Here is an 11,858-nt window from a genome sequence, read left to right on the forward strand (position 1 = left end):
GAACCAGGGACACGAGGATTTTCAATCCTCTGCTCTACCAACTGAGCTATCGAGGCACTTAAACAGTGCTAATTAAAAATCTTAACCGATTTTTAATGTAACTCCCAACAACATCTACTAAGTCAGCTGTCTGGGCGTGCGGCGTATTAAACGAGTTTTGCCCTTACAAGTCAACTTTTTTTTTATCCTTTACGACTGTTTGAACGGTTTTCAAGCAACTCAGTACATTTTTTATTGATAACGTACATTTTTACCACAAACCAGTCTATATATATGAAATATTATAACTAAATCAGACTAAAACCGTAGTGAATTATTTTTGGTAAATGGTACGATTAGTTCAGATACCTATGCTAATAGCTAAAGTAGCAAAAACACATCAATGGGAACATTCAATGCAGAGTAAATTCTCTTCGCCGGTAAAAGGGTTATTACCACTTTTTTTTATATTTAATATTGCAATTACCGCACTTGCTGTATTTGGTTACTCGTTCTACATCAAAAACGATACACAAACAGTTAAACCTGAGCCATCGGTAAATATTAAAACACTCGCATCTACATTAAATCAGCCTATGATCGACGCGCTAACAATGTATGGCCAAGACAAGGTTAAGCAATTACTCGACTTAACATCCTCTTTAGATGATGAATTTGAATATACTCTTTATCGTTTCAGCGCGACTTCTGATACACAACTCGTTTATAGCAATAGCGAGACCGCACCTGAGTCCATCAAAATCACACAATATAATGAGAACACAGGTGTGTTGCATCATATTCTTTTACTTAACGATCAGCCAATTGGTGAGCTAATTATAAAACAAGAGTTAGCTCCACCACCATTAAGCATGCAAGACTCTCAGGTAATTGCATATGGCGTTGCAATCGCAACTGTTATTTCTTTATTTATCTTCGCGTTACTTTTTAACGTATACATTAATGGCCGTTTACGTAAAAGCACTGACTCACTCTCGCAAGAACTTCAGGCTATTACAGAGCAAGGTAACTACAATAGTAATGTTAATGAACAGCTAGATATTGGTTTAGGCTCTGTAGCACAAAGTATAAATGTACTACTTAAGCAAGTGCAAACAGCCCTTAGCGATAACGAGTCGGTACAAAAAGAACTGAAAAAACTACAAAATGGTTTAGAGTCAGAGGTGCAAAACCGCACTATTGCACTAGAGAGAGAAACCTTAAAAGCTCAAAGAGCTAGCGAAACTAAAACCACCTTTTTGGCTACTATGAGCCACGAAATCAGAACGCCTATGAATGGTGTTATTGGTACTATCGACTTGCTTCGTCAAACAGACCTTGATGGTGCTCAGCATCGCTTAAGTACTATTATTCGCGAATCAGCATTCTCACTACTGAGTATTTTGGATGATATTTTAGATTTTTCTAAAATTGAAGCTGGTAAGCTTAACATAGACCCAATCCCCTTTTCAGTGAGCGATACCCTAGAAGAAGTAACTCGCGTTTTGTCGTCGGTCGCTAAAAAACGAGAACTCGATTTAGAACTATCAATTGCGCCTGATATTCCAGTAAATCTAGTCGGTGACAGCGTACGTGTGCGCCAAGTACTTTATAATTTATGCAGCAATGCAATTAAATTCACAAGCACTTATGAAAAAACCCAAGGCCATGTGAGAATTTCGGTTGAGGTTGCGCATAACACCGCCGACCACTTTACCTTGCGCTTTTGCGTAACCGATAACGGCAAAGGGATGACACAAGCTCAGCTAAGAGACATATTTAGCCCATTTGTTCAGGCTGAGAGTTCAATAACCAGAGAGTTTGGTGGCACAGGGTTAGGGCTTTCTATTTGTAAGAGCCTAACAGAGTTAATGTTAGGTACTATTCATGTAAATAGCCATGCAGGTATTGGCAGTGAATTTACCGTTGAGCTGCCTTTTAGCACCTCTGGTAAAATAAAATATGCTCATAAAAATGCCTTAGACGGCAAACCAATTATTGTTGTAAGTAACAACCTTCAACGCGAAAAAATAATGTACCGTTATTTATCGTTTATGGGTGCAAAAGTTATTTATGCGCACACAGAAAAAGAAATTGAACAACACCAAAACACAGAGGGTGCTATTTGGGTTGCTGACGGCATAGATAATATTGATGATATTAACTCTTTATTGAGGCGGTTATTGTATTCACTTGAGGATTACAATCAGCAAGTAGTCGTATTAAGCAAACTAGATGAAGCGGCCATTAATCATAAAAACATTTTTTACATAAATGCATCTCCGCTTTGTAAGTCAAACTTTATGCTTTCTATTTTGGTTGCCGCAGGCTTGCATCAACCAAAACAAATTAAAAAAGCAAAGTCGCTAAATAACTATTTAAATGTTGAGCAAGCTCGAGAATCAAATAAATTAATTTTGCTAGTTGAAGACAACCTTCTAAACCAGCAAGTTTTAACCGACCAATTGCATATATTAGGGTATGGCGTAGAGGTTGCCAACAATGGCGAAGAAGGCCTAGATATGTGGAGAAAGAACAATTTCTCACTTATTTTAACCGATCTACACATGCCAAAAATGTCGGGATACGACATGGTTGAAAAAATTCGTAACGAAGCTGAATTACTAGAAGCCATAGATGCACAACCTTATATAGTTGCAGTTACCGCTAACGCTCTCAAAGGTGAAAAAGAACGCTGTTTAGCAGTGGGTATTAATGACTTTATTACAAAGCCTATAGAACTCAATGCGCTTGAAGATACTTTAAAACGCTGGAGCAGCAAGCAAGCTCCTAAGCAAGCGCTAACTCCTCAACAAAACACAGCATTGCCAATAGATATGGATGCAGTCGCTAAATACGTAAATGGGGATAAAGCAAAACAACTTCGCTTTTTCAAAATGTATTTAGAGCAAAGTCAAAGTTTAATTAAATCAATAAATTCAGGCGTTATGGTTAACGACCTAGCAGAAATAATTGAGGGTTGTCATCAACTCAGATCTATTTCTAAAACCATTGGGGCAGAAACAGTTGGTAAGCTTGCCGGTGCATTTGAAGATAAATGCAAAGCGGGCGAACTAACAACTGATGAATTAATTGATTTACGCGACCAGTTAGAAATTGAATATTCTAAAGCGGCTCAATTTTTAAAAGAGCAAGTTAGAAAGGCAGAGGAAGAAAACGAAGAGCTTTAGCACTTAATAGCTAAATAATTAGTAATAAAAAGGGGCTTTGAGCCCCTTTTTTAATAAGTTATTTATTTTTCTGGCGGTCTATAGCCTTCAATTTCTACGTCTTTACCTTCAAACAGAAAGCCAACCATTTGCTCTTCTAAAAATGTACGATGCTCTGGATCCATCATATTTAAATGCTTTTCGTTAATTAGCATAGTTTGTTTATGTTGCCATTGAGCAAAAGCTTCTTTAGAGATGTTATTAAAGATCTTTTCACCAAGCTCACCCGGGTAAAGTTGGAAACCAAGGCCTTCGGCTTCTTTTTGTAACTTTTGACAAAATACAGTACGTGCCATAATTAATTTCTCTTAAGCGTTAAATGCAAACAGTTTAACCTATTGGTGCAATTTGTTTAACCAACTTTTTAGTTGGTGCAGCCAAACCCACTTCTACTGATTGATCTAGCGGGTACCAAACTAGCTGCCGTTCGTTAATCACATCCGGGATTTGTTTAAGATTTAATATATGTGGGTTAATAGTCAGCTCAAAATGAGAAAATACATGGGTAAATGGTACCAATGGTTCAAGTTCTGATTTAAAGCCATGTTGAACTAAAAAGTCATCTAGCTGTTTACGCTCAGCAAACTCAAAAAAACCAAACAATCCCCCCCAAATACCAGAGCTAGGGCGTTTTTCCATAAGGACCTTATCGTCACATTTTATAATTAGCTGATGACAGCTTTTTTTAGGCACTGCTTTTTTTGGCTTCGAATGAGGAAATTCTTTAACCTTACTAGCATTAAACGCACCGCAGCGGCTGTTTAACGGGCACGGCTCACAATCAAAGCGGCTACGTGAACATAAGCTTGCACCTAAATCCATCATAGCTTGGTTGAATTCAGTCACATTATTTTTAGGTGTTAATTGCGACGATAAATGCCAAAGCTGGTTTTCTACTTTTTTTACCCCATACCAGCCCTCCACCATAAAATAGCGTGCCAATACTCGCTTTACATTACCATCTAAAATAGGGTGATGCTGACCAAGCGACAATGACAATACAGCCCCTGCTGTAGAGCGCCCTATACCGGGCAAATCCATAACTTCCTCAAGCGTTTGAGGAAACAGCCCGTTGTATTTATCGCGAACTATCTTTGCTGTTTTATGAAGGTTTCGCGCGCGGGCGTAATAACCTAAACCAGTCCAGTGGTGAAGAACCTGATCTTCTTCGGCATTCGCCAAAGCGATAATATCAGGAAAGCTTTTCATAAATTTTTCAAAGTATGGGATCACAGTAACTACTTGAGTTTGCTGGAGCATAACCTCAGAAACCCACACTTTATAAGGTGTTTTACCAAATTGCCACGGCAGTGTTTTTCTGCCATGAAGGTGATACCAATCAACTACTTGCTTTGAAAACCAGTGAGACTGCTCTTTATTTAAGTCCAACATATTATACTTTTACTCATGCTCAATGGCGGGTCAGTCTATTGCAGTGAGTAAAAAGATCAAGCTATAGAGGCTGTAAAACCAGCTAATACTTGTGATTGAGGCCATCGTCAGGGATAATATGCAACCATTTTTAAACACATTGTTTTGTCAGGCCAATTAGATATGAGTGAATCAAGCAATACCAACCTAGAGCAAGCTAAGCAAGAAGGTAAATACATCCGCACCATTCGCAGTTTTGTAAAACGCGAAGGTCGATTAACCAAAGGCCAAGCCGCTGCAATCGAAAAATGCTGGCCAACAATGGGCTTAGAGCATAAAAACGGCATGCTTGATTTAAGCCAAGTATTCGGCAACAACAATGATGTAGTCCTAGAAATAGGCTTTGGTATGGGCAAGTCGCTTGTCGAAATGGCTAAAAATGCTCCACACCTAAACTTTATTGGTATTGAAGTACACCGCCCTGGCGTTGGTGCATGTTTAATGGATGCCGACGAAGCGGGCGTAACTAATTTACGCGTGTTTGAACACGATGCTGTAGAAGTGCTTGCTGATTGCTTAAGCGATGAAAGCCTAACTACATTGCAATTATTCTTCCCAGATCCATGGCACAAAAAGCGCCACCATAAACGCCGTATTGTACAAACTGAATTTGCTGAAAAGCTTCGCTCAAAATTAAAAATAGGCGGTGTTTTTCATATGGCTACTGATTGGGAGAACTACGCAGAACATATGCTAGAAGTAATGCAAGCGGCTCCGGGTTATAAAAACCAATCAGAGACTAACGATTACGTGCCTCGCCCTGATTTACGTCCTCTTACTAAGTTTGAGCAACGCGGCCACCGATTAGGTCACGGCGTTTGGGACTTAATGTTTGAGCGCACCAAGTAATTACACATTTATATTAATTTAACACATAGTAAGGCAAAGCCATTTATGAGCGTATTAACCAACCCAAGTTTACTGTTACTTCGAAATAGCGAGGCATTAACGGGTAAATCTATATTGGTGGTCAACTTTGTTCAAGATGGCTTTTTAGCTGAGCTTAAAACGCTGAATCCAAATAGCATAGTTACAGCGTTTAGCTATAACCATGCTAATGGTGAATTTGCTAAAAACACCCAGGGTGTTGATGTAAGCGTTAACCACACCATTACCGGTAACGATTATGACTTAGTTATTCTTTATTACCCTAAGTCAAAACCAGAATTGCTAATGGCGCTTGATAACATACGCGCGGTAATAACAAGCGATGCCGAGTTATTAGTGGTTGGCGAAAATAAGAGTGGTGTTAAATCGATTGAAAAACAATTAGCAGGCAAAGCTCAATATAGTAATAAGATTGATTCGGCTAAACACTGCGTACTTTACTCATTTTCTCAAATTGAGCTTAATGCGCAATTTGATATTAGCCATTACCATAAAACGTTTACCGTTAGTATTGCCGATACATCATTTTCAGCTATCAGCGTACCTGGCGTGTTTAACCATGGCTGTTTAGACGCAGGTACCAAAATGCTACTCGAAAATGCCCCTTCAACCAAACAAGGTAAAGTACTCGACTTTGGTTGTGGTGCAGGCTTAATTGCGACCTTTCTGGGTTTAAAAAATACAGCTCTTGAATTTGTATGTAGTGACGTAAGCGCACTTGCAACCTATGCAACAACACAAACTTTAAAGTTAAACGGGGTAACTGGTGAAGCAATCCTCAGTGATGGCCTGAAAAATATTAGTGGTAAGTTTGATTTGATAGTAAGCAATCCGCCGTTTCACACAGGCATTGCAACAGACTACAGCGTTGCTGAAACGTTTTTAGCTAACGCTAAACAGCATTTAACTAAAAACGGAAAGCTAACCATTGTTGCAAATAGCTTTTTAAAATATCCGCCAATTTTAGAAACGCAATTTGAAACTTATCAAACTGTTTTCAAAAACAATAAATTTGCCGTTTATAGTAGTTAAATTTTTTATATTTTAAGTTGAGCATTCTGCGTGCTCAACTTTGCAATAAAATATTACCTATTATTTTTATTTTTTTGCACCACTGTGTTCCTTCTTTGCTAGACTAATAAAATAATAAAACTCAATGACTCAGGCGACACTCAAATAATGCCTAGAAAAGTTCATCAAAGCAGTATTCGTAAAGCACTCATAAATCTAATAATGCTTATAACTGCTATTTGCTTGTCATTATCGATTTCTATATCAACTTATTTAAGTGTTAAAGAGCAAAAACAATTAATAGTGAGTAAGCTCGTTATTTTGGCGGAAATAGTTGCTTTTGACGCTGGAAAATCAGTTTTTGAAGATGACAGAGAAACAGAAGAGAAACGCCTTAAATACTTTGAAAAAACTCCTTTAGTTAAAAACATACATGTATATTCTATTGAGCAAGCATCTCAAAAACCTGTTTTTTTTATAAGTTTTAATGCAAAAAAAACGCCACCAGTCCCCCTTCGAACCGACAGCATTGAAGAACTAAAAACACCACGTATAACCCACGAAGATATCGAACTAATAAAGCCAATTTTTCATAATGAAAAGCTTGTTGGTCATGTATACATGCGTGGAAGTCTTGAGAGCTTAGACGATTATATAAAACAAAAAATAGTTGTAGATATCTTACTGACTTTACTGATACTTGTTGTTGTGTATTTTATCGCAATAAATGTTCAAAAAAGAATAGCTCGACCGATAGAGCGGCTTAGCATGCTATTACAAGACGTATCAAAAAATCATAACTACGATGTACGCGCACCAGTAACCGACGTAAAAGAAATATCAGCGCTTTCTAACAGCTTAAACATCATGCTTACACGCACCCAAAAACAATTGACTCGCCATGAAAAAGACAAAGAAGAAATTAAACAGCTCAACCAAGGGCTAGAAGAAAAAGTAAACCAACGAACCATAGCCCTTCGAGAAGCAAATCAAGAATTATTATCAACCCTTGAGCGTATGCATCAGTATCAAACGCAGATTGTTGAAAATGAAAAAATGGCATCACTTGGTCAAATGGTTGCCGGTGTTGCACATGAAGTTAACACCCCAATAGGCCTTGGTATTACAAGCTCTACCTTGCTGCGCGATAAGTTAGCCGATTTACAAATTAGCTTTGATGATAAAAAACTGACTTCAAATCAATTAAAACGCTTTATTGACGACGGTATTGAAAACCTAGATTTGATTTACCGTAACTTAAACCGTGCAGCCGACTTAATTTCAACCTTTAAAAAGGTAGCTGTTTTTCAAGATGATGACGTAACTACCTACATCAATATTCATAAGTTAATAACAGATGTTTTGACATCAATAAGCTCGGAGCTTGAAGAGAAAAAACCGGTTATAAACATAAATTGTGCAACCGATTTAACCGTAGAAAGCAAGTCAGAACCATTACAACAAGTACTTATACAACTAATAACAAACTCACTACTACACGGGTTCGTTGGTAATGAAAATAATGAAATACAATTTGATGTAGAGTTAACAGGAAAAAAACTCACTATTATTTACAGCGATAACGGCCAAGGCGTAGATAAAAAAATTAAACACAGAATATTCGACCCATTTGTAACCTCAAAAAGAGGACAAGGGGCAAGTGGCTTGGGCATGCACTTAGTTTACAATTTAGTAACCCAAGCTTTAGGCGGCCATATATTAATTGATTTAGAAAAAAAACGCGGTGCGCGATTCATCATAACCATCCCTTAAAAGTGAAGTAACCAAACACATATATTTACTTATATTCCTTGAATTACTACTTATTGACCCTATTTATGCTTCATGTGGTAAACAAGTGTAATAGTTATCGTTTATATAGCGCAATTTTTTGAACTTTATTACTTTTGCGATATCACATACATTGATGAAAGATTAGATAGTGATATAATTTAACTTTGAATTAGTCTGATTATTTAACAGCTTTGCGTAGTCAGCCGGTCCATAAATTATCAAAGTAAATGAACTTCATACGTGTATTGATCGATTTAACAGTAGTTTTTGCACGGGCTTTTTGAGCAAACTTTGAACTCTTACTGTTTTATTTTTATCCAACTTGTTTTTTCTTGTTAACAATTGGATATAATCCTATAATCTCTAGTAGTCGGATTTATACTAAATACCGATTTTTTGTAAATAAAATATTCCAAAAAGGTTAATTAATAATGCAAACGCCAGTCATTCTAATCGTAGAGGATGAAGACGTAACTCGACTAAACCTCGTTAGTTTATTTGAAGCTGAAGGTTACAAAGTTATTGAAGCCATTGATGGCGATGACATGCATGACAAGCTTACAAATAACGACGACGTTAATCTCGTAGTTATGGATATCAATCTTCCAGGCAAAAACGGCCTTATATTAGCCCGTGAATTACGCCAAAAACGCAAAGTAGGCCTTATCTTCTTAACAGGTCGTGATAACGATGTTGATCGTATTTTAGGGCTTGAAATTGGCGCTGATGATTACATTACTAAACCATTTAACCCTCGTGAATTGACTATTAGAGCGCGTAACCTTATTACGCGTACAGGCCTTAGCGATGATGAATCAGCACTTGAAACTAATGGTGTTATTACATTTAACGGTTGGGAATTAGATGAAAATAGCCGCTGTTTAACATCTCCTAATGGCGATGCTAAGCGCTTGCCTAAAGGTGAGTACAGAGCACTGAGATTAATGCTTGATTCTCCAGGTCGTATTTTTAGCCGTGAACAACTAATTAAACATATGACAGGCCGTGAGCTACGTGCAAACGACCGTACTGTTGATGTAACTATTCGCCGTATTCGTAAGCATTTTGAAAGCGATAATTCTACATCAGAGCTTATCAGCACCATTCATGGTGAAGGCTACCGCTTTATTGGTAAAATCGACAGCTAATTAGCGTTTATTCTAATTGCTGTAGAAATAAATGAAGGGCACGTTGTCCTTCATTTATTTTATCTGCCAACACCAGCAGCCACTCCTTAAGCACTTCATCACTCTCATCTATCGCACCATATTCCATTACTTTTGCATGCAGTTGAACATCGTTTAAACCAACAGAACCTGCGGCACCTTTGAGCTTGTGCGCAACCGATTTATACTCTTCCCTGTCGCCTTTATTTAATGATGTAAGCAATTCTTGTTGATATTGCGGATTTAGCTTTTCAAACAACTGACTGCTGCGCCTAAACACAACTAACCCCATAGAGTTAACAAAGTCTTCTATTGTTTCAATATCTAGCAAATGCGCATCGATATTTTTAAGTGCTTCGTCGGTTACTGTTAGCTGTGGCTCGTTGCATTGAGCTTGCTTAATATCAAATAAGTCAGCGAGCATTTTATCAAGCTTTACCGTATTAATAGGTTTAGCTAAAGCGCCTTGAATAGAAATACCTTCAAGTTCTTCTTCTGCACTTCTCACATTAGCGGTTAGTGCAACAATAGGCAGGTTATCAAAGTGGCTATCAGCACGGATTTGCCTTGCAACTTCATCGCCATTTATATCGGGTAGCTGCATATCAAGTAATACTAAATCTAGGTCGTCTTCGGTATCAACAAACGAAAGTGCATCTTCGCCCGTTTCAGCCCATAGCACTTCATGTCCGCGTTGCTCCAATAAATTAGTGGCTATTTCGGCGTTAAGTGGCACGTCTTCAACGAGTAAAATATAAAGCTCTCGGCCAACATAGCTTTGCTCTGTAGGCGCAATACATAAGCTCAGCGGTATTTGCACTGTAAAGCAACTGCCCTCATCCTCTGTACTGTTTACTGTAATACTGCCTTTCATAGCCGTGACTAGCGCTTTAGTTACCGCAAGCCCAATACCTGAACCAATTGCATTAGTGCCTTGTAAATCAGGTGCTTTATAGTACATATCAAAAATACGAGAAAGCTGCTCTTGTGGAATACCTTGCCCTGTATCTGAGATTTTAATAACTAACCATGGGCCTTCAGGGCGATTTTCACGGCTACATTCAAGTGTGACTTTGCCATGCTGGGTAAATTTCACTGCATTGTTTATCAGGTTCCAAACCACTTGGCGTAAACGAGTAGGATCAAGCAATGCATATATATCAAGCATGCCATTTCGCTCAATATCAAACTCAAGCCCTTTTTGCTCAGTTATTAACCCTGCAAAATTCACAACATCGTTTATAAAATCAGATACATTAATAGAGTTGGCGGCAATATCGAGCTGCTCTCTGTCTATTTTATCTAAATCTATAATGTCGTTAAAAATATTACCGAGCGTTTCAGCACTTGAAAAAACCGTGTTACACCAACTGCGTTGCTGCTTATTTAGATCGGTATCGAGCAACATACGTGTTAAGCCCACAATACCGTTAAGCGGGGTACGCAGCTCATGGCTCAATGTGGCTATAAATTTCCCTTTATCTTTATATGCGGTTTCAAGCGCCTCAGCCGCTTCTTTACGGCTCGTAATATCACGCCCAAAACCAAGTAAACCTATGTAGTCGCCTTCATCGTTTATAAAGGGAAGTTTTCGTAGCTCAAACCAGCGCGTTGCACCATCAACTTCATAACCTACATCGATGGTGAGTGCTTTGTGAGTTTGCTCTACCTCTTTATCTGTGCGCAATACTTCAGATAAAAAGTCGTTTGGGAATATTTGTTCAACCGTTTTACCTATAAGCTCACGGCTTGATTTACCCATTACTTCTTCAAACATTTTATTGCAGCCAGCAAATACCCCATTGTTATCGCGGTAATAAAATAGATCGGGGGATGAATCAACAATTGAGCGTTGTAACATGCTTTGCTGAGCAAGCTCTTGCTGTGTTTTTTTACGCTCGGCAATTTCTCTACGTAGTTCTTCAATGGCGCGATGCTTAGCATGAAAAGCCATTTTACGTTCATCTATTTCAATATTAAGCCGACTAATATTATCTTTAAGTGTTTGGTTTAATAGTTTTTCTTGTTTAGTTGCGCTATCTAAGTAGGCGTAGGAAGCATCTAACTGACGAATTGAATTAATAAGTACGCTTATAATTAAAGGTGACACAACAGCTGAAAAAAATACCACGGCCAAAATATCTACAAGAAACAATTCGCCTATAGCTACGTAGTAAAACATGCTCGATAAAATAAGAGACGCCGCTAAAAATAAAGCGTAACAAATGGCAGCTGTTTTTAACTCACCAAATCGCGCTATTGAACTTGAAAGCACCCGAACCCAAGGGCTCAAAGAATAATCGGTCATACGTAGTTTTATCTCTTTGCTGTTTGCTTAAATATAAGAAAGGCAATGCTA

General features: G+C 38.1%; 8 protein-coding genes. 5 read left to right on the forward strand and 3 right to left on the reverse strand.

Features of this window, described 5'->3' with window-relative positions; all coding sequences use genetic code 11:
• The first annotated feature begins 395 nt into the window (after nucleotides 1-395).
• Nucleotides 396-3,170 (forward strand): ATP-binding protein, encoded by a 2,775-nt coding sequence (locus MTF67_RS17965; protein ID WP_248520298.1) that lies wholly within the window; start codon nucleotides 396-398, stop codon nucleotides 3,168-3,170.
• Nucleotides 3,171-3,232: 62 nt separating this feature from the next.
• On the opposite strand, the gene MTF67_RS17970 is transcribed toward MTF67_RS17965, so the two are convergent.
• A complete protein-coding gene (locus MTF67_RS17970; RefSeq protein WP_006794326.1) occupies nucleotides 3,233-3,505 on the reverse strand; it encodes an oxidative damage protection protein in 273 nt (90 codons plus the stop codon).
• Between the two features lie 34 nt (nucleotides 3,506-3,539).
• Nucleotides 3,540-4,601 carry an A/G-specific adenine glycosylase gene (mutY, locus tag MTF67_RS17975; protein ID WP_248520299.1) on the reverse strand — a complete coding sequence of 354 codons (1,062 nt, stop codon included), beginning with the start codon at nucleotides 4,599-4,601 and terminating at the stop codon, nucleotides 3,540-3,542.
• Nucleotides 4,602-4,763: 162 nt separating this feature from the next.
• Here mutY and trmB point away from each other — a divergent pair, with 162 nt between their 5' ends.
• The 4 genes from trmB (at nucleotide 4,764) to arcA (ending at nucleotide 9,481) form a co-directional block, all read left to right on the forward strand.
• Nucleotides 4,764-5,489, forward strand: a complete 726-nt coding sequence (gene trmB, locus MTF67_RS17980; protein ID WP_006794328.1) for a tRNA (guanosine(46)-N7)-methyltransferase TrmB — start codon at nucleotides 4,764-4,766, stop codon at nucleotides 5,487-5,489.
• A gap of 45 nt (nucleotides 5,490-5,534) precedes the next feature.
• Entirely contained in the window at nucleotides 5,535-6,560 is a 1,026-nt protein-coding gene (locus tag MTF67_RS17985; protein WP_248520300.1) for a methyltransferase, read from the forward strand.
• A gap of 147 nt (nucleotides 6,561-6,707) precedes the next feature.
• Complete coding sequence (locus tag MTF67_RS17990; RefSeq protein ID WP_039038229.1) at nucleotides 6,708-8,312, forward strand: HAMP domain-containing sensor histidine kinase; 1,605 nt, start codon at nucleotides 6,708-6,710, stop codon at nucleotides 8,310-8,312.
• Between the two features lie 452 nt (nucleotides 8,313-8,764).
• The gene (gene arcA / locus MTF67_RS17995; protein WP_006794331.1) at nucleotides 8,765-9,481 is read left to right on the forward strand and encodes a two-component system response regulator ArcA; all 717 of its coding nucleotides are present in this window, start codon (nucleotides 8,765-8,767) and stop codon (nucleotides 9,479-9,481) included.
• Nucleotides 9,482-9,488: 7 nt separating this feature from the next.
• On the opposite strand, the gene arcB is transcribed toward arcA, so the two are convergent.
• Nucleotides 9,489-11,807: an aerobic respiration two-component sensor histidine kinase ArcB gene (gene arcB / locus MTF67_RS18000; protein WP_248520301.1), complete on the reverse strand. Its 2,319-nt coding sequence runs from the start codon at nucleotides 11,805-11,807 to the stop codon at nucleotides 9,489-9,491.
• Nucleotides 11,808-11,858: the final 51 nt, after the last annotated feature.

This window comes from Pseudoalteromonas sp. 2CM32C, assembly GCF_023161925.1.
GTDB lineage: Bacteria > Pseudomonadota > Gammaproteobacteria > Enterobacterales > Alteromonadaceae > Pseudoalteromonas > Pseudoalteromonas marina.

Bases quoted from the DNA above. Each gene is read 5' to 3' on its own strand.
- MTF67_RS17965 (WP_248520298.1), top strand. From the start codon at position 396: ATGCAGAGTAAATTCTCTTCGCCGGTAAAAGGGTTATTACCACTTTTT.
- MTF67_RS17970 (WP_006794326.1), bottom strand. From the start codon at position 3,505: ATGGCACGTACTGTATTTTGTCAAAAGTTACAAAAAGAAGCCGAAGGC.
- mutY (WP_248520299.1), bottom strand. From the start codon at position 4,601: ATGTTGGACTTAAATAAAGAGCAGTCTCACTGGTTTTCAAAGCAAGTA.
- trmB (WP_006794328.1), top strand. From the start codon at position 4,764: ATGAGTGAATCAAGCAATACCAACCTAGAGCAAGCTAAGCAAGAAGGT.
- MTF67_RS17985 (WP_248520300.1), top strand. From the start codon at position 5,535: ATGAGCGTATTAACCAACCCAAGTTTACTGTTACTTCGAAATAGCGAG.
- MTF67_RS17990 (WP_039038229.1), top strand. From the start codon at position 6,708: ATGCCTAGAAAAGTTCATCAAAGCAGTATTCGTAAAGCACTCATAAAT.
- arcA (WP_006794331.1), top strand. From the start codon at position 8,765: ATGCAAACGCCAGTCATTCTAATCGTAGAGGATGAAGACGTAACTCGA.
- arcB (WP_248520301.1), bottom strand. From the start codon at position 11,807: ATGACCGATTATTCTTTGAGCCCTTGGGTTCGGGTGCTTTCAAGTTCA.